Source organism: Kribbella sp. NBC_01245 (assembly GCF_036226525.1).
Lineage (GTDB): Bacteria > Actinomycetota > Actinomycetes > Propionibacteriales > Kribbellaceae > Kribbella.
The window spans coordinates 7,885,920-7,911,125 of the sequence record NZ_CP108487.1; the positions used below are offsets into that span (position 1 = coordinate 7,885,920).

The window sequence follows — 25,206 nt, forward strand, 5'->3', positions numbered from 1 at the left end:
TCTCGAAGTATCCGAACCAAGCCCCTGGTGGTGCTGTTCCCGTATGTCTCAGTCCGTGAGCGATCTCACACAGAATGCTGTCATGCAGTCGGCCGACGCCCTGCTGGCAGCCCTCGACCCGGAGCAGCGCGCCGTCGCGATGGCGCTGCACGGGCCGGTCTGCGTGATGGCCGGAGCAGGTACCGGCAAGACCCGCGCGATCACCCACCGGATCGCGTACGGCGTTCGCACCGGGACGTATGACCCGGCCCGGGTGCTGGCGGTGACGTTCACCCAGCGGGCCGCCGGCGAGATGCGCGGGCGGCTGGCCCAGCTCGGTGCGACCGGCGTACAGGCGCGGACGTTCCACTCGGCGGCGTTGCGACAGGCGCGCTTCTTCTGGCCGAAGGTGTTCGGTGGTGAGCTGCCGCCGATCATCGACCGGAAGTTCCCGCTGCTGACCGAGGCGGCCTCGCGCTGCCGGGTCCGGGTCGACACCCCGGCCCTGCGGGACCTGGCCGGTGAGATCGAGTGGGCCAAGGTGAGCAACGTCCGGCCCGACGACTACGCGAGGGTGGCGCCCGCCTCGGCGCGAGCGCTGGCCGCGTTCGACCCGCAGACGATCTCGCACATCTTCGCCGCCTACGAGGACGTGAAGCACGAGCGCGGCCGGATCGACCTGGAGGACGTGCTGCTCTGCGCGGTCGCCCTGCTCGCGGAGGACGAGCGGACCGCCGCCGAGGTGCGTAAGCAGTACCGCCACTTCGTCGTGGACGAGTATCAGGACGTCTCGCCGCTGCAGCAGACCCTGCTCGAGCTGTGGCTCGGCGGCCGCCAAGAGGTCTGCGTGGTCGGCGACCCGGCTCAGACCATCTACTCCTGGGCCGGCGCCGACCCGGCGAACCTGGTGCAGTTCGCCGGCCGCCATCCCGACGCGGCCGTGATCAAGCTGGTCCGCGACTACCGCTCTACCCCGCAGATCGTCGAAGTGGCGAACAAGGTGCTCGACGCGACCGGGGCCGCCGGGCTGCCCGGCCGGGTCCAGCTCCGCAGCCAGCGTGAGGCCGGGGCGGAGCCGACGTTCCGGGAGTTCTCCGACGAGGTGGCCGAGGCCGGGTCGATCGCGCGGGCGATCGAGCGGCTGCGCGACGGTGGCGTGCCGCTGCGGGAGATCGCCATCCTGTTCCGGATCAACGCCCAGTCGGAGAACTTCGAGCAGGCCCTCGCCGAGCGACGTATCCCGGCCGTGCTGAAGGGCGCCGAGCGCTTCTTCGAGCGGGCCGAGATCCGCCAGGCCGCCGTGCTGCTCCGCGGCCAGGCCAAGTCGGGGGACAACCGCGACTCCTTGCCCGAGACGGTCAAGGCGGTGCTGAGCGGCGCAGGCTGGAGCGCCGAGGCGCCGGCCGGGATAGGGGCAGTGCGGGATCGCTGGGAGTCCCTGGCGGCCCTGGTGACCATGACCGAGGACTTCGCCGCGCAACACCCGGCCGCCGGGCTGCCCGAGTTGATGGCCGAGCTGGACCGCCGGGCCGCGATTCAGCACGCCCCGGTCGCCGAGGGCGTCACGCTGGCGACACTGCACGCGGCGAAGGGCCTCGAGTGGGGGCACGTCTTCATCGTCGGAGCGCATGAGGGCACGCTGCCGATCAGCTACGCCCAGACGCCGGCCCAGGTGGAGGAGGAGCGGCGGCTGTTCTATGTAGGCGTCACTCGGGCGAAGGACGGCCTCTGCATCAGCTGGTCGCTGGCCCGGTCGCCAGGTGGCCGGGGGCAGCGCGGGCCGAGCCGGTTCCTGGATCCGATCGGCGTGCGCAGTTCGAAACCGGCTGCGGCGAGTGAGTCCCGGTTCACCCGTGGCTCGCGCGACGAGCGGAAGACGGTGGCACGCTGCCGGATCTGCGGGCGCGGGCTGGTCGAACCGGCCGCCCGCAAGCTGGGCCGCTGCGAGGACTGCCCGTCGACGATCGACCAGGAGCTGTTCGACCGGCTGCACGCCTGGCGGGCCGAGCGCGCTGACGCGGATCGGGTGCCCGCCTTCGTCGTACTGACTGATGCCACGCTCACGGCGGTGGCCGAGATCCGGCCTACCGATGAGTTGTCCTTGTTGCGGATCGCCGGGATCGGCCGTGTGAAGGTCGACAAGTACGGCGAGGACGTGCTCAGGATCTGTTCTCTTTAATGCCTTTCGCGCCTGGGCCGCCGCCGATAGAGTGACGAGGCAACGATCGCCCAGCGTGGTCGTTCAGTTGCCCAAAAGGGCAACGTGACGGCATCTTTCGGCCTTGGCCGGAAGTTCCCAGAAGTTCTGCGATAAATAGTTTGCGGCCTCCTCGAAGGTCGGCGTAGTCTTCTTGCTGCGGCCGCGGTTTGGCCGAAAACTTCATTCGAACCATAGCGACGAGCTTCACCGCCCGTTTGCCACAACGAGAGGAGGTGCCCCGGAAATGATCACTCAGAAGGCGATGCAGATGACGACGAACGTTTGCTTTAACGATGCGTTGGTGAAGCACGCCCTGATCCAGGGTGCCTCGTCGCCGCGTCTGCGCGTCGCGACCGTTGTGAAGCCGCTCCTGCAGGACACCCAGGTTCTGGGCGCTCCGATCACGGACGGCGGCTACGGCGGTTTGGGTTCTCGAGCATGGAGTCCACCGGTCTGACTTTCACAAGTCAGCCGGCACCTCCAAGGCCGCGGAACCCGCTCAGGGTCCCGCGGCCCTTTTGTTTGTCGGCCACCAGCCGGTGGTCGGTACCGACGACAAGAGACAAGCAACAACAGCAAGAAAGTCACTAGGAGGTGACCGGAATGAGTATCAGCTTCCTCGATGCGTTTACCGAGGTTGCAACGGAGCAGGACCTGCCCTGTCGGTCCTACGCACCGGAGCTCTTCTTCGCCGAATCCCCGGCGGACGTTGAGTACGCGAAGTCCCTCTGCACCACCTGCCCCTTGATGGAGCAGTGCCTCGCCGGAGCGCTCGAGCGTTCCGAGCCGTGGGGCGTGTGGGGCGGTCAGCTGTTCGTCCAGGGCGTGGTGGTTCCACGCAAGCGGCCCCGTGGCCGTCCACGTAAGAGCGACAGCATCGCCGCCGCCTGATCATCCGCCCGAATCGAGACGACTTCCAATGACGACTTTGAAAACACAGACTTTCACCAGGAGAAACGAAATGCATTTACTTCAAGAAGATCTCGCGCGTGCCCACTGTCGGCAGGTGCTGATCGACGCCGAGCAGAGCCGCCGCATGCACCTGGCCAACCAGCTGGCCCGTGCACAGCGACAGCTCGACCGGGCCAGGCGACGCGCTGACCGCGCCTCCGCCAAAGCGAGGCTCGCAGTAGCCCGTCTGGTCTGATCCACCGGCACCCGCGAGGGTCCGGCATTCATCACGAGTCCAAGGGGCGGCATCCCATCGCGGGATGCCGCCCCTTGGCGTTTTCGGTGCAGAATGGATTTATGGAACAAGTGGTATGTGGGTTCTGCGGGCAGACCGCGGCCGAACTCCCGCTCACCTGGATCGCCTCGGTCGAGAACGGCCGCAAGGTCCTCTTCTGCGACCGCTGCGCCCGCGAACACCTCCGCGCGATCGAGAGCAAGCTAGACCCCGCCTGGTGGTGACCCCGCAGGAGGGTCTGCTGGGGCCCGCGCCGGTCAGTCCTGGAAGCCGGGGAGGAACTCCTCGAGCACGGAGCGGAACGGCGCCTGGGCCTCCAGCTGGGAGAGCACGGCCACACCGCCGATCCAGACCCGGTGGATCAGCAGGTACGACGGGGGCAGGTTCAGCTTGAGCGCGAGGGACGCGTTGGGGGAGCGGAAGTCGCTCGTCCGGCTGGCCTGTTCGCGCATCCAGGCCCGGCTGAACTGGAACTCCGCGGCCCGGGCCGGCTCGGCGAAGGGCGCCAGGTAGTCGATCAGCTGCTGCGGGTCGACCTCCATCCGCGGCTTGATGAAGCCGACCTCGCGCAGCCCGGCCACCACCTGGTCGCCGTCACCCTTGAGCGAGATCCGCAGCAACCGGCCGATCTCGGGCGGCAGGCCGTCGGGCAGGCGGGCGCAGAGGCCGAAATCGACCACGCCGAGCCGTCCGTCCGCCATCACCCGGTAGTTGCCGGGATGCGGGTCCGAATGCAGCAGGCCGGCCAGTTTCGGACCGCTGAACATGAACCGGACGTACTTCAGGCCGATCTCGTCCCGCTCGGTCTTCGTCCCGTTCGCGATGACGCCGGACAGCGGTGAACCCTCGATCCACTCGCTCACGATGGCCTTCGGGGAGTGCTTGATCACCCGCGGTACGACGAACTCGGGGTGGTCGGCGAACGCGATGGCATACGCCTGCTGGGCCTGCGCCTCGCGGTCGTAGTCGAGCTCCTCACCGATCCGCTCCTGCAATTCGGCGATCAGCGGTTTGAGGTCGAGCCCGGGCACCCAGGAGCCGAAGGTCCGGGCGACCCGGCCGAGCTGGCGCAGATCCGCCCGCAGCGCTTCCGCGGCACCCGGATACTGCAGTTTGACCGCGACCTCGCGGCCGTCCTTGAGCACCCCGCGATGGACCTGGCCGATCGACGCCGCGGCCGCCGGGATGTCGTCGAACTCGGTGAACCGGTCGCGCCATTTGGAGCCCAGCTCGCGGGACAGGATCGTGTGCACGGTCGAGGCCGGCATCGGTGGTGCGGAGTCCTGCAGCTTGGTCAGAGTCGCCCGGTACGGCGCGGCGAACTCCTCGGGCATCGCCGACTCCATCAGGCTCAGCATCTGCCCGAATTTCATCGCGCCGCCCTTGAGCTCACCAAGGACGGAGAACAACTGGTCGGCCGTCCGGCGCTGGAACTCGGCCAGCACGGTCTCGGCCGGAGCTCCGCCGATCCGCTTGCCCAGGCCGACGGTGGCACGCCCGGCCGCACCTAGCGGAAGGGAGGCCAATTTCGCGGTTCGGCTGAGTGCCTTGCGGGGGAGGTCGGACACAGGGTTCATTCTGTCGTCCCGCACAAGCCGGTATTGAGGCAGGGGCGGCGGAGGCCCGTTTCCGGTTCTTCCGCCGCCCCTGTCAGCCGTGCGTCAGGCCTTACCGAGGATCCGGTTCAGGTTCGTACCGCACTCGGGGCACTTGGCCTTGGCCATGCGCGTGCCCTTGTCGTTGACCTTGACCTCGCCGTCGGCGGTGCGCTTGGCCTTGCACTTGACGCAGTAGAACTCGCCGCTCCAGGTCTCTGCCATGAGGGCCCTCTCCTTGCTCTGATACCAGCCGGGGCACCAGGCCCCTGGCCGTTGTGGATGCTAACGGCAGACCGTCCTGCCGTAGGCCGTTCGGCCCAGTCGGGAATCACCCTACGGCAGGCGGGGAGCCGCTCAAGCGCAAGTCAGCGCCTGCGTGCCGTGCCCTGGCCGTTTCCGATCCAGCACACAGGCCCCCGACCAGCCGCCGGGAAACCGCTCGCCTTCCCCTGCGAGCAGCCCCTGGAGGCGGGCCGGGAGCCTGTCTGAATCGACGCTAGGCAGGTCCGTGCCCGCTGGCAAGGCAGAGTTGTCCACCCCTGTGGATAACTCTGTGAACAAACTGTGCGCCACGCCGGATCAAGGTGTGGACGGGTGGGGGACAACGGTGTGAACAAAAGGTGTCCAGATTTCGGCGAATAGGCCTCTGACCTGCGAAAACGTCCGTACACAGGCTGTGGAGGGAAAAAATCTGGGGGTGCCGGGCGGTACCGTCGACTCATGGCCGATTCCCCCCTGCTGCCGATCCCGCCCTATGTGGATATCCGGCGGAGCAAGCGGCGCAAGCGGACGGTGAGCGCCTACCGTGACGGCGAGCGGGTGGTCGTCCTGATGCCGGACCGGTTGTCCGCCGCGGAGGAGGCGCGCTGGGTGGAGACCATGCTCCAGCGGCTGGACAAGCAGCGCAGCAGATCCCGCGTGTCGGACGAGAAATTGTTGGCTAGAGCACGTGATTTGGCGTGTCGCCACCTGCCTGAGGCGCCCGAACCGGCCTCCGTGCGCTGGGTCGGCAACCAGAATCGCCGCTGGGGCTCCTGCACCCCCGCGGACCGCTCGATCCGGCTCTCCACCCGGCTGCAGACGATGCCGCAGTGGGTGATCGACTACGTGATCGTGCACGAGCTGGCCCATCTGCTGGAGCCCTCGCACTCCGCCCGGTTCTGGAAATTGGTGCACCGCTACCCCAAGTCCGAGCGTGCCGAGGGCTATCTGGAGGGCGTCTCCGCGGCCGCCCACCTGGAGATGGAAGACGACTCACTCCAGGCCTGACCCGGGGCTTAGTGGTCTGCGCCGTGAGTTCTTCGGTGCTTGCGGCGCCCAGGCACGCACCTCGCGGCACTGGAGAACCATCCACGATGCTCCGCATCGAGGACGCTTCTCCAGCACCGCGATGCACGCACCTGAACACCGCAATCACTCGAACAACTCACGGCGCAGACCACTAGGTGGTGTTTACCCCAGGGCAGGGGTGGGGTTTTCCTCAGGGGAAGTCGGGTGTTTCCTGCATTACGCCGGCCTACCTCCATGCCCAAGGCTTGAGCCCATGACCAGCGACCGGCGGAGGGGCCGCGCTGGCAGGGTGCGCCAGGATCGGCGCGGAGGGGTAGGACGGATGTCCAAGTCCAGAACCGGGGGAGCACCAACAGTGCGGGTGGCGCGCTGGAGTGCCACTCATCCCTGGCGGGCTATCGCCGGGTGGCTCGTGTTCGTGATCGCCTGTTTCGCACTCGGCTCGGTGACGAGTGTGAACGAGGCGGATGGCAACGACGAGAACATCGGCGAGGTCAGTCGTGCGGACGCGATCAACGAGGCGGGTAAGTTCAACGACCCGGACGTCGAGAGTGTGCTGATCACCTCGCCGTCGGGCCGGTTCGACCGGGCCGAGGCGGACAAGGCGGCGAAGGTCGTCACCCAGCGGATGAAGTCCGTGTCCGGGGTGGCGGAGGTCGCCCCGGCGATCCCGTCCCCTAAGGGTCAGGCCCTGATCGTGCGGGTCACCCTCAAGGACTCCGAGGCGGATGCGGCCGAGCGGGTTCAGCCGTTGCTCGACACGACCGCGGCCGTGCAAGGGCAGTTCCCGGAGCTGCGGGTCGAGCAGGTCGGTGGCGAGTCCATCGACAAGGCACTGAGCGAGACCCTCGGCGACGACTTCAGGCGGGCCGAGCTCTTCAGCCTGCCGGTGACACTGGTCATTCTGCTGATCGCTTTCGGCGCGCTGATCGCGGCCGCGGTCCCGATCCTGCTCGCGCTGTCGGCTGTGGCCGCGGCGATCGGGCTATCGGCGGCCGCTTCCCATCTGGTGCCTGCGGTCGAGGCCGGTAACAGCGTGATCCTGCTGATCGGTATGGCCGTCGGCGTCGACTACTCGCTGTTCTACCTTCGACGCGAGCGGGAAGAGCGTGCCCGCGGCCGGAACCACCTGGACGCGGTCGAGCTCGCCGCCGCGACTTCAGGCCATGCCGTGGTCGTCTCGGGTATCGCCGTGATCATCTCGATGGGCGGTCTGTTCCTCGCCCAGGACGCGACCTTCTCGTCCTTCGCCGTCGGCTCGATCCTCGTGGTCGCGGTGGCCGTGATCGGTTCGCTGACCGTGCTGCCCGCCATCCTCGGCAAGCTCGGCCGATGGGTCGACCGTCCCCGCGTGCCGCTGCTGTGGCGCCTTTCGGCCCGCAACGGCGAGCCGCGCTTCTGGCCGGCCGTGCTCAAGCCCGCGCTCAAGCGTCCGGCCGCCACGCTGATCGTCTCGGTCGTGGCCCTGCTCGCGGTGGCATCACCCGCACTCGGGATGACGCTGAAGTTCCCGGGCACGGAGGATCTGCCGCGCGACACCGCGGTGATGCAGGCGTATGACCGGCTGACCGAGCAGTTCCCGAGCACGGGCACGAGCCACCAGCTCGCCGTCCAGGCTCCGGCCGATCAGCAGCCGGCGGTCGCGGCAGCGCTGACCGACCTGGTCAACCGGACGAAGTCCAGCGACCTGTTCGCCCAAGACGGTCTGACCGAGCCGCGCGTCTCGGCCGACAAGACGGTCACCGTGCTCGAGGTCGCCACGCCGTACGACGGGGGTAGCCAGCAAGCGCGGGATGCCCTTGCCAAGTTGAGGTCTGAGCTCATGCCGCAGACCGTCGGCCAGGTGCCAGGAGCGTCGTACGCCGTGGGTGGGTTCGTGGCGGCCGATGTCGACTACGCCGCGCACATCCGGTCGAAGCTGCCGCTGGTGATCGGGTTCGTCCTGCTGCTGACGTTCATCGTGATGGTGGTGACGTTCCGCTCGGTGGTGGTCGCGTTCACCGCGATCGGGCTCAACCTGCTCTCGGCCGGCGCGGCGTAGGCGTCGTCACGGCCGTCTTCGAGGGGACCTGGGCCGAGGGTCTGCTGGACTTCCGGTCGAACGGCGCGGTCGTCTCATGGCTGCCGCTCTTCCTGTTCGTGGTGTTGTTCGGGCTATCGATGGATTACCACGTCTTCGTGGTGAGCCGGATCCGTGAGGCCGTGCTGCGAGGGGTTCCCACGAAGCAGGCGGTTGCGGAGGGCATCACCGGTTCGGCGGGTGTCGTCACCAGCGCGGCCGCGGTGATGATCGGCGTGTTCGCGGTGTTCGCCACCTTGAGCACGCTCGACATGAAGCAACTGGGTGTCGGGTTGGCCGCGGCCATCCTGATCGACGCGACCATCATCCGGGCGGTCGTCTTGCCCGCGGCGATGACCTTGCTCGGCGACGCCAACTGGTGGGCGCCGAAGTTCATGCGGCCCAAGACCGCACCGCGTCACGCAGTGCAAACGGAAGCGCCGGAAGCCGAGCCCGAGCGCGAGCTCACCTCGGTCTGACGCCACCAACGTCCGACGCACCTTGCGACAGGGGCCGCAAGGTGCGTCGGCACGTTATAAGGCGAGCTACAGAAGCCGAGCAACATAAGGCGAGCTACGGCTCGAGGCGGATGGTGAGGCCCTTGGCGACGGGGGTCTTGCTGCCTTTGGCGAGGTCGTCGGCTGACATCAGCACGTTGGTCTCGGGGTAGTACGCCGCCGCGCAGCCGCGGGCCGTCGGGTACGACACGACGCGGAAGCCGTTCGCCCGTCGTTCCATCCCGGCGAACTCGCTGACGATGTCGACGGTCTGCCCGTCGCTCAGGCCCAGCTCGGCGATGTCGTCGGGATTGACGAACACGACCTGCCGCGTCCCGTGCACCCCGCGATACCGGTCTTCCAGCCCGTAGATCGTGGTGTTGAACTGGTCGTGGCTGCGCATCGTCTGCAACAGCAACCGCCCAGCCGGTACGTCGAGCCAGCGCAACTCGTTCGCACTGAACTGCGCCCGCGCATCCGACGTACGGAACTCGCGGTGATCCCGGGCGGCGTGCGCCAGCAGGAACCCGCCCTTCACCGACACCCGCTCGTCGTAGTCCTCATAGCCGTCGGCGACCCGGCCGATGCGATGCCGGATCAGGCTGTAGTCCCGGGCGAAGTCGGTCCACGGGATCTCCCCGACCTCGGGTACAACCGCCTCGGCGATACCGCACACGATCGCGATCTCGGAGCGCAGGTCCGCGGCCGGAGGCAGCAGCTTGCCGGTGGACAGATGTACGGCGCCTTGGGAGTCCTCGACGCTGACCGACTGGACCCCGGCCTCGGTGGTATCGCGATCGGTCCGGCCGAGCGTCGGCAGGATGAGCGCCTCCCGCCCTGTCACGGTGTGGGACCGGTTGAGCTTGGTCGACACGTGCACCGTCAGATCGCACTTGCGCAGACCCGCGTGTACGACGGGAGTGTCAGGCGTCGCCATCGCGAAGTTGCCGCCCATGCCGAGGAAGACCCGGACCGTGCCGTCGCGCAGTTTGTGCACGGTCTCGGCCGCGTCCACCCCGTGCTTGCGCGGCGCGATGAAGGCGAACTCCGTCTCCAGCCGATCGAGGAAGGCGTCGGGCATCCGCTCCCAGATGCCCATACTGCGATCGCCTTGCACGTTCGAGTGGCCGCGGACCGGACATGGGCCGGCGCCGGGCTTGCCGATGTTCCCCTGCAGAAGCAGGACGTTGACGACCTCGGTGATGGTGGCGACGGCCTCGCGGTGCTGGGTCAGACCCATCGCCCACGCGATCACGGTCGCCTTCGACTCGATGAATCGCTGGGCGAAGCGCTCGATCTCGGCCCGCGTCAGTCCGGTGGCTCGCTCGATCGTCGGCCAGTCCAGCTCGGCCATTTGCGAGGCGTACGCCTCGAAGCCGCTGGTGTGATCGGCGATGAAGGTCTGGTCGACGACCGTGCCGGGCGCGGCGGCCTCGGCCTGCAACAGGAGATGGCCGACCGCCTGGAAGAGGGCCTGGTCGCCGCCGATCCGGATTTGCAGGTGCTGTTCCGCGAGCGGCGTGCCCTTGCCGATCCAGCCGGAGACGTGCTGCGGATTCTTGAAGGTCATCAGGCCCGGCTCGGGTAGCGGGTTGACCGCGACGATGGTCGCACCTTTGCGCCGGGCAACTTCCAGATGGCTGAGCATGCGTGGTGCGTTGGTGCCCGGGTTCTGCCCGACCACCACGATCAGTTCGGCCTCTTCCAGCATGTCCAGGGTAACGGCGCCCTTGCCGCTGCCGATCACCTTGGTCAGCGCGGTGCCGGATGACTCGTGGCACATGTTCGAGCAGTCGGGCAGATTGTTGGTGCCGTAGGCCCGCACGAACAGCTGGTAGAGGAAAGCCGCCTCGTTACTGGTCCGGCCCGACGTATAGAAGACCGCGTCCTCGCGTCGTTCCAGACCCTTGAGATGGCGGGCCACCACGCGGAAGGCCTCGTCCCAGCCGATCGCCTCGTAGTGGGAGGCGCCCTCGCGCAGGTACATCGGCTCGGTGATGCGGCCGAGTTTGCCGAGCTCGAACTCGGAGATCTCGTTCAGCTGGTCGATCGAGTGCTCGGCGAAGAAGGACCGTGGCACGCGTTTGCGGGTGGCCTCCCACGCGACGGCCTTCGCGCCGTTCTCGCAGAACTCGGCGCTGTGCTTGTCCTTGCCGTGCGGATCCGGCCAGGCGCACGACGGGCAGTCGAAGCCGCCGTCCTGGTTCAGCGCGGTGAAGACCCGGGTGGTGCGGGCCAGTCCCATCTCGCTGAGACCGTGCTTGAAGGACGAGACCACAGCCGGAGCGCCGGCCGCCTTCCGCTTGGGTGGGTCGATCTCAACCATGGCCCCAGCGTAGGTCGTCCCCACCCCGCAACGGTCGTCGGTCCGAATACGGCCTGTATACAAGCCGTATTCGGACCGATGAATTACCAGTTGTCGCCCGAGATCACTGTCCGAAGAAGAAGGAGTCGACGTTCACGTAGTCGGACGGCTGGCCGCTGGTGAAGGTGAGATAGACGTCCTGCTTACCGGTCAGACCGCTCACGTTGGCGGGAATGGTCTTCCAGGTCTGCCAGCCGCCGGTGTTCGCCAGCGCGAAGGAGCCTGCCACCGCCGCGGTCGGACTACCGATCCGGACCTCGACCAGCCCGCTGATACCGCCGGCGGCACCACTAGCCACCTTGGCGCTGAACTGCCGGCCGGTCTGCGTACCGAAGTCGACACCCTTGTACAACGCCCAGTCGCCGTTGCCGATCGACCCGATGTGCTGACCGCCGTCGCCGCCGGTCCCGGTGGTGATGCCGTTCTGCTGGTCGAACGACTCCGCCTGGATCGCCGCGAAGGCGTTCCGGCTGGTCGGAGGAGGTGTCGTGGGCGGAGTCGTCGGCGGCGTGGTGGGCGGCGTGACGCCCGTGCCCGCGTCGACGCCCGAACCCGAAGGCCCGTTCCACGCCGTCGAGCCGGCCGGGACCGAGAGCGAACCGCCGTCGCTGAAGTTGACCGTGGCGGTCGCCGTGCCCGGGTTATAGGCGACGTACGTCTTGGCGCCCGACTTGTTCAGTACGGCGTACGTCGGGGTGTTCGCCGTGACCGAGTGGTCGGGAGTGCCGAACCTGTTGAGCGAGGTGATCCAGTGGTACGTATGCGCTCGCGACTCACCGGTCTCAGGTTCGATACCGCCGCCGTACAGGTTCTGCGCCTGTGCCGGGTCGGCGATCGCCAGGTAGTTCCAGATGATGTCGCGCCACTCGACCTCCGGACCGCCATTGCTGGCCCGCAGTTCGTTGATGTTCTGGGTGATGTCGCTCTTCCAGGCGCCGTGGTAAAGCGATCCACCGGTGATCGGCAGCATGTTGATGCCGTGGATCTCCTCCGGGTTGGCGGTCCACCAGGTGCCGTACGTCGCGCCGCCGCCCCAGACGATGCCGACCGTGTCGTGGCCGAAGGAGGACGGGAAGACCGCGTTGTCCTTGTCGAACCAGTACTGGCCGATCGCCTGCTGCTGGGTGGTGTAGAGGTAGATACCCGAGTCGCGCAGTGCGGTGTCCCCGACAGCCTGGCCGAACAGGATCGTGGCCGTCGCGTACATCATCGACTCCGAGGACGACTCCTCGTTGTTGCCGTGGGCGAAGCCCTGGTGGCCCGAGGCCCAGCCCTGTCCGGCGTACGCGTCGAAGCTGCGCAGGAACGGGAACTGCGTGTCACCGCGGACGTGGCTGTTCGCATCACGGGCCAGCAGCTTGAGCATGCCGCCGTATCGCGCGTCGGAGGCCCAGGCAGTGTCGTGCTGAGCGACTACTGATGCCGCAAGCAAGTAGTAGCCGTAGTGGAAGTGGTGGTCGTTCAGTTCCTGGTCAGACCCGAAGCCGGCGGGGTAACCGATCAGAGTCGTCCACGTCGAGTCGTACGCGAACATCCGGCTGCCCTCGCCACTACTCGCGGTAAGCCAGTCGGTAAGCCTGTCGCGTACCAAGGTGATCAGGCGATCCCTACCAGCCGTGTAGCCGATCTGATTCGCCACTCGAGCCAGAGCCGCTAGACGCCACATGGCCTTGCCAGTCCAGTAGGTGTCAGCTGCGCCCTTCCACGGGTCTGCTGCGTTCAACTCGGCGTCGATGTCGGCACGGAGCCTGTTTGCGTCAGCCTGGTTAGAGAGCGGCAGAGCCGGCAGTACGCCGCTGAAGTTCGACCGAGTGGTGAACGCCCCTCCCTCGCGCAGACGCATCTCCCCGCGCGGCGAGGTATACCTGTACGCCGTAGTCGCGTCAGTCGAGTTGAGCCACTGGTGCCGGTACAACGCCTGCAGGGTGCCGGTCTGACTTCCCTGCTTAGCAACGGTTGTAGCCGTATACGTGGACGAAATACGCGCGGCCCCGGCGTCGTACGACCAGGAGACCTTGGTATCAGTCACAAACGAGTATGCGTACTTCTGGAACAACGAGAGCGCGTCCCGCGACGGAAGCAGTGCAACCGAGTAGAAGCTCGCGGGAGCCGTCGCCTCGGAGGTGCCGTTGAGGGTCCAGTTCACCCCGCTAGGTGCGAACAGGGCGTACTCGTGGCCGTTGATCGTCACGCCGAGCGTGCTGCCGGTGTTGCTCCACACCGTCGTGGGGCCGTTGAACCCGACACGGGCGTTGCCACCGGAGGCTTCGGCGTAGACGAACGGGAGACCGTGGCCGATCGTCGTACGCAACGTGCGTGCGCCGTCGTTCCAGTACGGCGTGACACTCCAGTCGGACCAGCCGTCGACCTTGGTATCGGGCGAGTTCAGCCCGCTGATCCCGACGAAGAGGTCGTCCTTGTGCAACATCTCGTACATCCGGCCGTCGGTTGTGACCGTCGCGGTGTTGGGATAGCCGACGCCGAGCCCTTGCGCATAAGCGTGGTACGTCATCGGATGGCCGTACAGATTCTCGGAGTACGGGTTGCCGGGGTAGCGCTTCCAGATCAGGGAGCTCCACCACTCGTTCGTAGGTACGGGCTTGCCGGCCATCCGGGCAGTGACCTTCGGCGTGACGGGCGCACCGTTCTGGTCGGTCGGACCGTTGGTACCGGCAGGCCTGCTGTCGGCATAACTACCGGCCCCGACGGGTACGGCGCTGGCGGCCGTCGGCAGCACCAGCGGAACGGCGAGAACAGCGGCGAGAGCACCTGCGATCAGGGCCATTCGCTTGTTCGAGCGGGGGATTGGGGAGCGCACGAAACACCTCCAGGGCGGCGGAGTGGGGCAAGGTTAAGTGAGAGCGCTCTCACATGTGCACGAAAGGTAACCCGGCCGTAGCACCCTGTCCATAGCTCCGTGATACGCGGGACCGGTTCCGCAACTAACGCGAGCAACTAACGCAGGTAGCTAACGCGTGTAGCTGCTCAGATGCACCACGCTGGTGAAGCCCACCCGGTGGTACATCGCGATCGCCGCACTGCGCCCGCGATCGTCGTCGGCCGCGAGGTTGTGGTCGTCGACATGGCAGACCAGCTGATCCGCTCCCAGCGACCGCGCGTGCTGCAGGCAGGCGTGCAGTAGCCGCCGGCCGTGACCGCGCCGGCGATGCTCGGGATCCACCCCGATCCAGTGCAGTACGGCGTGCCGTGGGTGCGGCACCGAAATGGTGGCATCGGCAACGACCGTTCCAGCCGGCCCGAGCATCTTCAACTGGTGCAGGCCATCGAAGATCTCGTAGCTGATCCCGTCATTCCGCACGGCCGTGGCCGCGGGCAACCGCCTGTGCAGGTAGCGCCCGCACGGCCGGCTCGTGAATCCGCGCTTCGCCAAAGCGCCTGCCGTCACGGGCCGGCGAATGGTGGCGAGGCCGGGCACCGCGAGTGGATCCAGCACCGTGGGCAGGTCGAAGGCCTCGATCACCGCGCAGTCGGCCAGTTGGTGCAACGCGTGGTCCAGCAGTCGGCCGACGACGCCGGGCTGTTCGCCGCCGTGCAGCCAGAGGATCAGGCCCACGTCCTCGCTGCGCCGGCGGGCATACGCGATCACGCCCTTGATGCCGCCGTTGCCGATGACATCGATACACGTGTCGAGATCGTTGCGCCCGAGCGGATCCGGGTCGACCCTGCCGATCAGTGCGTCGAAGAGGGCCTGCACCGTGCAAGGCGGTTGGCCGGGTAGGCCGTCGGCGTTGATCAAACCTGCCGCCGCCGCGAGATGGCCCACCACCATGCGCCGTACGAAAAGCTGACCGACCGTCAAACCGTGCCTCCCCAGGGTCGGGAAAACCCTGGGGCGCAGAGCATCGCCGTGGATGTCTTCTTAGCGACATTGGCGTCAACTGGCTATCCGGCCATGGTCTGTCCGGGCTACCGTCCAGGCATGAGTCATCTGCTCGAGCCGGTCGGTCTTTCCCAGGCCGACAGTGAGATCTACCTGCGGTTGCTCGGCCAGGGCGCCAGCACGGCGGCGGATCTGTCCGAGCAGACGCGGGTGCCGGTCGCGCGACTGCGACGCTCGCTGCAGCGCCTCACCGAGGCGGGCCTGGCGAACCGGATCGTGAGCTCACCGCCGCGCTATGTGCCGACGCCGCCCGAGGTGGCGGTTGACGCGCTCGTCCTGCACCGCCAGCAGACCCTGGACGAACTAAGGGCGCGGGCGCGCGACCTGGCGCTGAACCTGCACAACGAGCCGATCCGGCCGGCCGAACTGGTCGAGCTGATCGAGGGACACGACGCGCTCTTCAGCACGTTGACCCGGCTGGAGCTCGGCGCCCGCGACGAGGTGGTGATGATCGACGCGCCGCCGTACATCAACTCCGCGGTGGTGCTGAACGAGCGCGAGATCAAGGCGCTGGAACGCGGCGTGACCTATCGCTGCATCTACCACGCGCCGATCCTGACCCAGTCCGATCGCATCTTCCATCTGGCCAAGTACCTGGCCGCCGGCGAGAAGGCCCGGGTGCTGCCCGAGATCCGGATGAAGATGATGATCGCCGACCGGCGGCGGGCGCTGATCCCGCTGAGCTTCCAGGGCGCGCAGCAGTCGACCCATCTGCTGGTCCATCCGTCGCCGCTGCTCGACGCGCTGGTCATGTGTTTCGAGAGCCTTTGGGAGCGGGCGACACCGATGGCCTCCGACGGTGCCGTGCTGACCACGCCCGAGCGGATCGACGACCGCGATCGGGCGATCCTGCGATTGCTCGCGGCCGGGCAGAAGGACGCCGCCATCGGCCGCGCGATCGGGGTCACCCAGCGCACCGTCGTACGACGGATCGCCGAGCTGATGCGAACGCTTGATGCCGACACCCGGTTCCAGGCGGGCGTGCAGGCAGCCCGCCGCGGCTGGCTCTGAATGGACGACGGCTGTCGGCCATTTGGACGACAGGTGTCATCCGTTCACCCGCTGTGACGAGCTGCTCTGAGCGGTCAGTCTGGTCGGGCGGAGCGGTACCGACGGTGACGAAAGGTACCCGCTGCGCTGTGGTCCGAAGGGGTCCGGGCCGCGTCAGGTGAACCCTGTCTCCGGCCAGCCGGAGCATCTGCGAAGGACGGACCATGATCGAGCGCATCCGCGCGAACCGCCGCGAAGCCAGGCGGACCGAATCCGGCTTCACCCTGATCGAGCTGCTGATCGTCATCGTCATCCTCGGCGTGCTGTCCGGCATCGTCGTGTTCGCCGTCGGCGGTATCCAGGACCGCGGTAACGCGGCCGCCTGCAAGACGGACAAGAAGACCGTGCAGGTCGCGGTCGAGGCCTACTTCGCCAAGAACAGCGTCTATCCCGACGCCGGAGCGGCCGGCTGGACCCAGCTCACCACCGGCGTCAACCAGTTGCTCCGCGAACAACCGAGCGGATCGGGCTACACGATCACGCTCGGCGCGAACGGTTCGGTCACCGCGAGCGGCGCCTGCACCTAAGCCATGGACATTCCAGTCAGGGGCAGCAGGGTCGACCTGTTGCTGGAAGAACTGTGGAACTCCGGCGGCACGGACTTGCTGCTGACCGTTGGCATGGCACCCCAGATCCGGGTGCACGGGGATCTACGGCCGGTCAAGAACGGCATCCCGCTCACCCGTACGGATACCGACGCGATGCTGGCGGAGGTGCTGCATCCGCATCGGTCGAACGTCTGGCAGACGACGTACGAGCACGATTTCTCGTTCTCGTGGCGCAACGACGCCAGGATCCGGGCGAACGCCTTCACCCAGCGGGGTGATACCGCGATCGCATTGCGGATCATCCCGCGCAGTATCCCGACGATGACCGAGCTCGGGCTGCCCAAGACGCTCGCCCGGTTCACCCGGTTGCACCAGGGCCTGGTGCTGGTCACCGGGCCGACCGGGTCGGGTAAGTCGACCACCCTCGCGTCGCTGATCCACCAGATCAACACCGAGCGGGCCTGCCACGTCATCACCATCGAGGACCCGATCGAGTATGTGCACGAGCACCGTCGTTCCGCGGTCAATCAGCGCGAGGTCGGTAGTGATACGGCGTCCTTCCCCGATGCCCTGCGGGCCGCGCTGCGGGAGGACCCGGATGTGCTGCTGGTGGGGGAGATGCGGGATCTGGAGTCGATCCGGTTCGCGCTGACCATCGCCGAGACCGGGCACCTGGTCTTCGCGACCCTGCACACCAACGACACCGCGCAATCGCTGGCCCGGATCATCGACGTGTTCCCACCGGAGCAGCAATCGCAGGTCCGGGTGCAGCTCGCGGCGGCACTGAGCGGGGTCGTCTACCAGCGATTGTTGCCTCGGACAACTGGTGGGGTGGTGGCCGCGTTCGAGGTGATGCTGGCGAACGCGGCCGTGCGCAACCTGATCAAGGAGGGCAAGACCCATCAGCTGCGCAACGCCCTGGTGACCGGCCGCCGCGATGGCATGGTCACGCTCGAACAGTCCTTGTCGGCGCTGGTCCAGGCCGGTGAGGTGACGTACGGCGATGCCGTCGGGCGCAGCCTCTATCCGAAGGAGATCGAGACGCGATCGCGGCCCCGGGCGGTATCGCCGGTATGAAGCACCGGGCTCGCACGCTCACCCCTGAGGACCTGCGGATCGAGCGCCATCGGGCCAGGCGGCTGGCCGGGCAGCACGGGCTGCCGACCGCCGACCTGCGTTCGGTCACGCCGGCGGCGGAGGCCACGGCCCTGATCGACGAGGCGGCGGCCCGGTCGCTGACCGCCATCCCGCTCGAGCTCCGGGGCGAGGCAGTGCTGGTCGCGGTGGCCGATCCGGCGGTGGGAACCCAGGTCGCGACCGCGATCGGGCGGCCGGTGCTGCTGACGATCGCGTCCACGCCGGATATCCAGCACGCCATCGGCAACTCCTATCGGGCCCTGGCCGGCGTCGACTCGCGCGTCCGTCAGTTCGAGGCGATGTTCCGGCAGGAGTCCACCCAGGCGCGCGTCGCCGTCGCGAACGAGGGCGCTCCCGTCGTCCAGGTCGTCCAGCTGATCATCACCCAAGGCCTGCGCGACCGTGCCTCGGATATCCACATCGAGCCGCACGACGACCGGGTCCGGGTGCGCTTCCGGGTCGACGGTGCGCTGCGGGACCAGCTCGAACTGCCCGGGTCGATCGGACCCGCGGTGGTCAGCCGGATCAAGGTGCTCGCGAACCTGAACATCGTCGAACGCCGCCGGGCGCAGGACGGTCAGATCCGGATGGAGGTCGAAGGCCGTTCGGTCGACATCCGGGTCTCGACCGCCGCGGTGGTGGGCGGCGAGAAGGTGGTCTTGCGGCTGCTCGACCGGAGTCGTCCGCTGTACCGGCTGGAACAGCTCGGCATGCCCCCCGAGTTGGCCACCCGGTACGCCGGGCTCCTGCGGACGCCGTACGGCATGGTGATCTGCGCGGGTCCGACCGGCAGCGGCAAGACCACCACCTTGTACGGATCGCTCGGGGAGCTGGACAGTCCCGAGCGGAACATCATGACGATCGAGGATCCGGTGGAGTACTCGTACGCCTCGATCAACCAGATCCAGATCAACGAGGCGGCCGGGATCACGTTCGCGGCCGGGCTGCGGTCGATCCTGCGGCAGGACCCCGACGTGATCCTGGTCGGCGAGGTGCGTGATGTCGAGACGGCCCGGATCGCCGTACAGGCCGCGCTGACCGGGCACTTCGTGCTCTCCTCGTTGCACGCGACGGACGCGGCGGCGGCGCTGTACCGCCTGCTGGACATGGGGATCGAGAACTTCCTGGTCGCGTCGTCGGTGCTGGCGGTGATGTCGCAGCGGCTGGTTCGGCGGATCTGCCCGGACTGCCGTGAGTACTACGAACCACCTGCCGAGGAGATCGCCTTCCTGCGGGAGGCGGGCGGCGAGGTGCCGATCGAAGGGCTGGTCCGCGGAGCCGGTTGCAACTTCTGTGCCCGGACGGGCTATCTGGAACGGACCGGCGTCTACGAGTTGATGCCGGTGTCCGACGCGATCCGCGAGCTGGTGGTGGATCGCGCGCCACATGACGAGATTCGCAAGACCGCCCGGTACGAGGGCATGCGCACGTTGCCGGAGGAGGCCGCCCGGTTGGTCCAGTCCGGTGTCACCACGGTGGCCGAGGTCGTGCGGTCGATCTACCTGGCCGGGAGCTGAGTTGACCAGATACTCGTACGTCGCAATCGATGCCTCGGGCAACGCCGCCCGCGGCACGACCCGGGCCGAGAGTCGTGAGGATGCCGAACTCGCCTTGTACGAAAGGGAATTGCGCGACATCCGGGTCACCGAGAAGCCCGGGCTGTTGCAACTGGAGCTGACCGCGCGACGGGTCAAGCGGGAGGAGGTGATGCACCTTTCGCGTCAGCTCGGGGCCTTCGTCCGGGCCGGGCTGCCGCTGACCGAGGCCGTGCAGAGTCTGGCAAAGGACGCGAACAATCTCGCCGTACGACGCATGCTGATCGCGGTCGAGGACGGGTTACGTGATGGCGAGAAACTCTCGGACTGCCTCGATCGGCATCCGCGCGTCTTTCCCGAGTACTACCGGGGCATCCTGCGATCGGCCGAGCTGAGCGGACGCCTCGACACCGTGCTGGCCCAGCTCGCGGCCTATCTCGAACGCGATCTGGAGGCCCGGCGCAAGATCAAGCAGGCGCTGATCTATCCGAGCGTGGTGGCGGGGATGTCGCTGGTGACGATGATCGTGCTGGCCGGGTTCGTGCTGCCGCGGTTCAAGGACTTCTTCGCCGGGCTCGGGGCGGATCTGCCGTTGCCGACGAGGATCCTGCTCGGGTTCACGGACTTCCTGACGACCTGGTGGTGGGCCTTGATGGCCGGGACCGGGCTCGTCGTACTCGTGCTTGCCGTCGTGATCGGGACCATCCCGGGGCGATACCTGCGCGACCGCGTCTTCCTGTCCCTTCCGGTGGTCGGTAAGACAGTGCGGTTCGCGTTGATCGAGCGGTTCTGCCGGATCCTCTCGTCGATGGTGTCGGCCGGGGTGCAACTGCCCGAGGCGTTGCGGGTCGCGACCGGGTCGTTGCCGAACCTGGTCTACCGCCGGTCGCTGTCCCGCGTCGGCGAGGCCTTGCTCGAAGGTGAGGGACTGGCGCGGCCGCTCGCGGCGACCGGGTTGTTCCCGGGTGCCGCCGGGCAGATGATCCGCGTCGGCGAGGACACCGGCACGTTGGAGGCCCAACTGGTGGTCACCGCCGAGTTCTACGAGAGCGAACTGGACCACAAACTGAAGAAGCTGATCGGGTTGTTCGAACCGGCCGTGATCCTGCTGATGGGCGGCGTGGTCGGGTTCGTCGCGATCGCGCTGGTCTCGGCGATGTACGGGATCTTCCGGCAGGTGCAATGAACGAGCGTGGCGAGAGCCTGCTGGAACTGATGATCGCGATCGCGTTGATGGGGGTGGCCGTGGTCGCGCTGATGGCGGGAGTGGCGACGACCATCACGATCTCGGACACCCAGCGCAAACAGGCGACGGCCGCTCTGACCGTGCGGGACTACGCCGAGGCGTTGCAGGAATACGTTGCCGACGGCCACTACACGACCTGTGCCACGACGTACGCCGTACCGGGGTTCACGCCGCCGGCCGGATTCACCGCGCGGGTGGTGCCGGGGTCGGTGCAGTTCTGGACGGGGCTGCTCTGGCTGCCGCTTTGCCTGCCGGACCAGGGGTTGCAGCGGCTGCGCGTGTCCGTGGTGAGCCAGGACGGGCGGGTGGAGGAACGGCTGGATCTGGTGCTACGGAAGCCCTGCCGGGTGGAGGACCCGTTATGCGGGTGAAGGGTGACAGAGGTTTCACCATGCTGGAGTTGCTGGTCACGATCGCGATCATGGGCGTGGTGACGTTGCCGTTGGCGGACCTGTTGATCGGCGCCTTGAAACAGATGACGGCGACCTCCGAGCGGATGGACCGTACGGACGATGCGCGGCTGGCGTCGGCGTACTTCGCGCGCGATGTCGCGTCGGTCGGGCTGCGGGACTACGGCGCGGCCGTGCCTGGAGGGTCCTTACCGTTCAAGCAGTCTGTGGACGTTTTGGCGGTCTCGAGCATCGTCTGCGGGCCACTGCCGGCTGCGGCCGTGCGGTTGTTCTCGGACAGCTGGGACGTGTCGGTGGATCCTCCCGTCCGGCGTACTGACGTGGTCGTCTACTACCTCGCTTCGGGCGACTTGCACCGGGCGGTGTGCCGTGGGCCGGCGACTACGCCTGTGACGGATGTAGTGGTGGCACACAAGGTTCAATCGGGCAGCGTGGCCGTGAGTTGTTCTACTCCTTGTGAGGCTCTTGCCGTGCCCGAGCGGATCACCCTGCGGTTCGTCAGCGGGACGGATCACCCGGTCACGCTCGTCGGGCAGAGGCGGCAGTCGTGAGGCGCCGGGATGAGCGCGGCTCGAGTCTGCTGCTGGTCCTCGTGACGATCACGATCATCTCGATCGGGCTCGGCGCTTTGCTGAGCCGGTCGGACGCGTCCATCCGGGCGACGGCCGCGCTCCGGGAGCAGGCTGTCGCGACGTACGAGGCGGAGGCGGCCATGCAGGCGGCGATCAACAACCTCCGCAACAGCTCGTTTCGGAACGCGCCCGGGCAGCTCTGCTTCGGTCTGAGTGATTCGTTGAGCTTTCCCGCCTTCAATGGTCTTCGCTCGGCGGCAGTGAGCTGTTCGGCGGATTCACTCGGCGCTGTGTTCCAGTGCGGGTCGCCCTGCAACAAACCACTGAACGCGATCCTCACCCGCGGTACGACGGCCGATGACGGGCTCCACGTCGTACAGCCGCCGGGGTCCGTCCTCTCGGTCGACGGGCCGGTCTTCTCGAACGCCGGCATCGACGTGCCTGCGGGGGAGCTACGGGCTGTTGGAGGTCTTTGGGCCCGTTCTTCCTGTGCAGGGACCATACTTTCGGCTGTTTGCGACTACGGGTCCGTCCTGAACCCTCGAGGCGATGACCCCGGCTACTCACCTTCGTTGTCGTCTGCGCCGGCTAAAGCCGTGTTGCCGGGCTGTACGACGCCGGGCTCGGTTGTGACCTTCCAGCCGGGCTATTACGACGATGCGGTCGCACTGTCGAGCATGATGAGTAGTGCCAGCCCTTGCCATAGCAGCACTTGGTGGTTCAAGCCCGGCGCCTACTACTTCGATTTCCACAACAGTGGGCCCAATGCGAACCCACTGCTGCCAGCGGTGGCGAATGAGTGGACTGTCGGCAGTGGCCGGGTAGTCGCGGGCACGCGGTCTGGAACCACGTGTATCGACCCGACCATCGACACGTCGGCTCCGGGAGCTCAGTTCATCTTTGGCGGTAGTAGTCGGCTGAAGATCGAAGGCGCGGCTCTAGACCTCTGTGGCACCTACTCGACGACGGAACCGCCTATAGCGCTGTACGGGCTTGGCAGTGGCAGTGAATCCGACACGTCCGTCCTGCTCAAACCAACGGGCGTTGCGCTCCTGGGCGACTTCGGACTCTCTGCCACACCTAGCAGGCTCGCCAACGTTGACGGAGTGGCGGCGACTTGGAGGAGCGCGACGGTTGGGGATACGGCTGTGCTGACCGTCAACGGCTTCGGCCAGGCAGGGGCGATCCCGCCTGGTTCGGTGTTGCAGTCGGCCGCCGTACGCCTCACCCACCGGCACAGCGCGCCTGAATCCGAGCAGCTGGACATCTCGGTGGCCACCAGTACCGGGCCCAACCTCAGCGCCTCGGTGATGGGAGGCCCAGGCGGTACGGCGTTCCGGACGGACGTCATCCCCTTGGACCCGGACCGGATCGGCACGTTGGCGAAGGCCATCCACGACGGCACGTTCGGTGGTGCCACGATCGCCGTCACGACAACGCTCGCGGCGGCCGGTGATACCGAGGACATCGATGCGATCCAGCTCGAGCTGACGTACACCAAACCGGCCTTTCGTGCCGTGAGCGGCTGCCTCACGATGGGCCCTTACACCGCCGCCGCGGGCTCACCCGGGTGCGCGTTGGTCGCCGGAGATCAGGTCCGGATCAAGGGAACGGCCTACGCGCCGGACGCCGTCCTGGATGTCGGGAATGGTTCGGCCTTCCGGGCCGGGGTGATCGCCCGGTCGTTGTGGTTGCGCCGCTCGGGCACTGGCGCCGGTCCGGTGATCTCAGTGCCGGGCGACTCGCCGGGTTTCACGTTCGCGGTGTATCTGAGCGTCTATCGCTGCCCGAACGCCTTGCTGTGTCTGCCGTCGGGACAACCCGTACTGCGGGCCAAAGTGGCGCTCATCGACGCCGATCCGGCCCGTCCTGATCCCGGTGCGAGGCGGGTAAGCGTTCTCAGCTGGTGGCGACCCGGATAGCCACTACTTTCCTTGACAGTTGCCCTATACCGAGACCGCCCGGCTCCGTAACGTGGCCCCCGGAGGGGTAGGGGTGGAAATGGGGCAGGCGGTCAGGGTCATCGTCGTCGATGGCCAGACACTCACCAGATACGGGTTACACCGACTGGTCGGCAGCGAGCCGGATATCGAGATCGTGGGAGAGACGGGGTTCGGGGCGCGGGCGGCGCCGATGGTGGCCTCCGCGCGGCCGGACGTCGTCGTACTGGACGCGGTGCTGCCGGACGCGGACGGCCTCGGCGTGGCTCGCGAACTGCGCGGGAGGTATTCCGAGCTCGGCCTGGTCCTGCTGGCCACGGGCGGGCGGGACGACATGCTCTTCCGTGCGCTCGACTCCGGCGTCTCCGCCTTCGTCAGCAAGAGCGCGCCCACCACGGAACTGCTCGCGGCCATCCGGCATGCGGCGGTCGCGGCGGCCTCGTTCACGGCGACCGACCTGGCTCCGGCCGTGGCCCGGCGGGAGCAACATGCCACCGGGCCGCTGCTGAGTCCCAGGGAGACCCAGGTCTTGCGCCTACTCGGCCAGGGGCTGTCGGTGCGCGCGATCGCCCACGCCCTCTCGGTGAGCACCTCGACCGCCAAGACCTACGTGGCCAGGCTGTACGAGAAGCTCGGCGCCTCCAATCGGGCGCAGGCGATCATGGCCGCGATGCGCCTCGGCCTACTCGCTACCGAGCTCCAGGTGTAGAACGACGCGTCCGCGGACACCGCCTTGGGCTAGGTGCTTGTAGGCGGTGTCGGCATCTTCCAGCCGGTAGGTGGCTGCGACACGGGTGCTGAGCACGTTGGCTTCTACCAGGGCGACTAGTTGGTCCAGCTGCTTGCGGTTGGCTGCCGCGAAGATGGGGTGAACGTCGATGCCGCGCAGAGGGGTGGGGGGAGTGCCGGCTACTACATGGGCATGGACGCCGTTGGTTCGTACAGCCTCCTGAGCCGCCACGCCGATGACTGCCGCGTCTACGAGGCCGTCGACGCCTTGCGGGAATTCGGCCCGTACGGCGGTCGCGAGGTCTGCGGAGCGTGGGACGAAGTGGTCCGCCCCCATCGCGCGTACGTCGCTCTCGTCGGTGTCACTCGCTGTGGCGATGACTGTCAGGCCTAGGTGTTTGCCGAGCTCTACCGCGTATCCGCCGACGCCGCCGGCTGCACCCGTCACAAGTACCGTCTGGCCTTTGGTGAGGCTCAGAGCGTCGTACGCCTGCAGAGCGGTGAGGGCGTTCAGTCCGAAGGTGGAGGCCTCGGCCGCTGGTAGGTCGCGTGGGGCTTTTGCGACGGCGTCGGCATCCAGTACGACGTACTCGGCGTGCGTCTTCAGGGAACGGCCGAGGAGGTCCGCTACCCCGATGACGGGCGTGCCCGGTGTGAGGTCGACGTCCGCGCCGACGCTGTCGATCGTGCCGGCGACGTCCCAGCCCAGGCCGAACTGCTCGCGTGGTGCCGTGATGCCATACGTGAGCAGGGTGCCATCGGTCGCGGCGAGGTCGACCGGGTTGACCCCGGCGGCCCCGACCTTGATCCGGACCTGGCCGGCTGCTGGTTCCGGCAGGTCTGCCTCGATCAACTCGGGGCCTTCGAGCCGTCGGGACACCAGTGCGCGCATATTCGTCTCTCCCTCTTGAGTGCTTGGCCTTATCACTGTGGGAGAGTTGCTCTCTGCTGGGAAGTACGCACT

General features: G+C 67.4%; 22 protein-coding genes. 16 read left to right on the plus strand and 6 right to left on the minus strand.

Annotation, left to right across the window (positions count from 1 at the left end):
• Positions 1-43: 43 nt before the first annotated feature.
• From OG394_RS36320 to OG394_RS36335, 4 genes are all read left to right on the plus strand, one after another.
• A complete protein-coding gene (locus tag OG394_RS36320) occupies positions 44-2,158 on the plus strand; it encodes an ATP-dependent DNA helicase UvrD2 (protein ID WP_328991800.1) in 2,115 nt (704 codons plus the stop codon).
• Between the two features lie 265 nt (positions 2,159-2,423).
• Positions 2,424-2,636 (plus strand): hypothetical protein, encoded by a 213-nt coding sequence (locus OG394_RS36325; RefSeq protein WP_328991801.1) that lies wholly within the window; start codon positions 2,424-2,426, stop codon positions 2,634-2,636.
• A 146-nt stretch (positions 2,637-2,782) separates the two neighbouring features.
• Positions 2,783-3,070, plus strand: coding sequence for a WhiB family transcriptional regulator (locus OG394_RS36330; RefSeq protein WP_328991803.1), 288 nt, complete (start codon positions 2,783-2,785; stop codon positions 3,068-3,070).
• 357 nt (positions 3,071-3,427) lie between these two features.
• Entirely contained in the window at positions 3,428-3,589 is a 162-nt protein-coding gene (locus tag OG394_RS36335) for a hypothetical protein (protein ID WP_328991804.1), read from the plus strand.
• Positions 3,590-3,622: 33 nt separating this feature from the next.
• Here OG394_RS36335 and OG394_RS36340 read toward each other — a convergent pair whose 3' ends face one another.
• Both OG394_RS36340 and OG394_RS36345 read right to left on the minus strand, forming a co-directional pair.
• On the minus strand, positions 3,623-4,942 hold the full coding sequence (locus OG394_RS36340; protein ID WP_328991806.1) for an ABC1 kinase family protein: 1,320 nt from the start codon (positions 4,940-4,942) through the stop codon (positions 3,623-3,625).
• A gap of 84 nt (positions 4,943-5,026) precedes the next feature.
• Positions 5,027-5,185 (minus strand): DUF5679 domain-containing protein, encoded by a 159-nt coding sequence (locus OG394_RS36345; RefSeq protein ID WP_012922897.1) that lies wholly within the window; start codon positions 5,183-5,185, stop codon positions 5,027-5,029.
• Between the two features lie 498 nt (positions 5,186-5,683).
• Here OG394_RS36345 and OG394_RS36350 point away from each other — a divergent pair, with 498 nt between their 5' ends.
• The 3 genes from OG394_RS36350 to OG394_RS36360 all read left to right on the plus strand — a co-directional run bounded on the left by OG394_RS36350 (position 5,684) and on the right by OG394_RS36360 (position 8,791).
• Positions 5,684-6,232, plus strand: coding sequence for a M48 family metallopeptidase (locus OG394_RS36350; protein ID WP_328991809.1), 549 nt, complete (start codon positions 5,684-5,686; stop codon positions 6,230-6,232).
• Positions 6,233-6,575: 343 nt separating this feature from the next.
• Positions 6,576-8,294, plus strand: a complete 1,719-nt coding sequence (locus OG394_RS36355) for an MMPL family transporter (RefSeq protein ID WP_328991811.1) — start codon at positions 6,576-6,578, stop codon at positions 8,292-8,294.
• 44 nt (positions 8,295-8,338) lie between these two features.
• Entirely contained in the window at positions 8,339-8,791 is a 453-nt protein-coding gene (locus OG394_RS36360; RefSeq protein ID WP_328996904.1) for an MMPL family transporter, read from the plus strand.
• A gap of 94 nt (positions 8,792-8,885) precedes the next feature.
• Here OG394_RS36360 and OG394_RS36365 read toward each other — a convergent pair whose 3' ends face one another.
• From OG394_RS36365 to OG394_RS36375, 3 genes are all read right to left on the minus strand, one after another.
• Positions 8,886-11,135 (minus strand): FdhF/YdeP family oxidoreductase, encoded by a 2,250-nt coding sequence (locus OG394_RS36365; protein ID WP_328991812.1) that lies wholly within the window; start codon positions 11,133-11,135, stop codon positions 8,886-8,888.
• A gap of 103 nt (positions 11,136-11,238) precedes the next feature.
• Complete coding sequence (locus OG394_RS36370; RefSeq protein WP_328991813.1) at positions 11,239-13,959, minus strand: glycosyl hydrolase; 2,721 nt, start codon at positions 13,957-13,959, stop codon at positions 11,239-11,241.
• A 183-nt stretch (positions 13,960-14,142) separates the two neighbouring features.
• Entirely contained in the window at positions 14,143-14,994 is an 852-nt protein-coding gene (locus tag OG394_RS36375) for a GNAT family N-acetyltransferase (protein WP_328991814.1), read from the minus strand.
• Between the two features lie 120 nt (positions 14,995-15,114).
• On the opposite strand from OG394_RS36375, the gene OG394_RS36380 reads away from it, so the two are divergent.
• The 9 genes from OG394_RS36380 to OG394_RS36420 all read left to right on the plus strand — a co-directional run bounded on the left by OG394_RS36380 (position 15,115) and on the right by OG394_RS36420 (position 24,222).
• Positions 15,115-16,086 (plus strand): helix-turn-helix transcriptional regulator, encoded by a 972-nt coding sequence (locus OG394_RS36380; RefSeq protein ID WP_328991815.1) that lies wholly within the window; start codon positions 15,115-15,117, stop codon positions 16,084-16,086.
• 203 nt (positions 16,087-16,289) lie between these two features.
• A complete protein-coding gene (locus OG394_RS36385) occupies positions 16,290-16,652 on the plus strand; it encodes a type II secretion system protein (RefSeq protein ID WP_328991816.1) in 363 nt (120 codons plus the stop codon).
• Between the two features lie 3 nt (positions 16,653-16,655).
• Complete coding sequence (locus OG394_RS36390) at positions 16,656-17,750, plus strand: type IV pilus twitching motility protein PilT (RefSeq protein WP_328991817.1); 1,095 nt, start codon at positions 16,656-16,658, stop codon at positions 17,748-17,750.
• Entirely contained in the window at positions 17,747-19,327 is a 1,581-nt protein-coding gene (locus OG394_RS36395; protein ID WP_328991818.1) for a GspE/PulE family protein, read from the plus strand. Before OG394_RS36390 ends, OG394_RS36395 begins: the two co-directional genes overlap by 4 nt.
• A 1-nt stretch (position 19,328) precedes the next feature.
• Positions 19,329-20,531 (plus strand): type II secretion system F family protein, encoded by a 1,203-nt coding sequence (locus OG394_RS36400; protein WP_328991819.1) that lies wholly within the window; start codon positions 19,329-19,331, stop codon positions 20,529-20,531.
• Entirely contained in the window at positions 20,528-20,962 is a 435-nt protein-coding gene (locus tag OG394_RS36405; RefSeq protein WP_328991820.1) for a type IV pilus modification PilV family protein, read from the plus strand. Before OG394_RS36400 ends, OG394_RS36405 begins: the two co-directional genes overlap by 4 nt.
• Positions 20,953-21,552: a PilW family protein gene (locus OG394_RS36410; RefSeq protein ID WP_328991822.1), complete on the plus strand. Its 600-nt coding sequence runs from the start codon at positions 20,953-20,955 to the stop codon at positions 21,550-21,552. The genes OG394_RS36405 and OG394_RS36410 overlap by 10 nt, the downstream gene beginning before the upstream one ends.
• Positions 21,549-23,495 carry a type IV pilus modification PilV family protein gene (locus OG394_RS36415; RefSeq protein ID WP_328991824.1) on the plus strand — a complete coding sequence of 649 codons (1,947 nt, stop codon included), beginning with the start codon at positions 21,549-21,551 and terminating at the stop codon, positions 23,493-23,495. Before OG394_RS36410 ends, OG394_RS36415 begins: the two co-directional genes overlap by 4 nt.
• 79 nt (positions 23,496-23,574) lie before the next feature.
• Positions 23,575-24,222, plus strand: a complete 648-nt coding sequence (locus tag OG394_RS36420; RefSeq protein WP_328991825.1) for a response regulator transcription factor — start codon at positions 23,575-23,577, stop codon at positions 24,220-24,222.
• Here OG394_RS36420 and OG394_RS36425 read toward each other — a convergent pair.
• On the minus strand, positions 24,196-25,134 hold the full coding sequence (locus OG394_RS36425) for an NADP-dependent oxidoreductase (protein ID WP_328991826.1): 939 nt from the start codon (positions 25,132-25,134) through the stop codon (positions 24,196-24,198). The two genes, OG394_RS36420 and OG394_RS36425, sit on opposite strands and share 27 nt — an antisense overlap.
• Positions 25,135-25,206 lie beyond the last annotated feature (72 nt).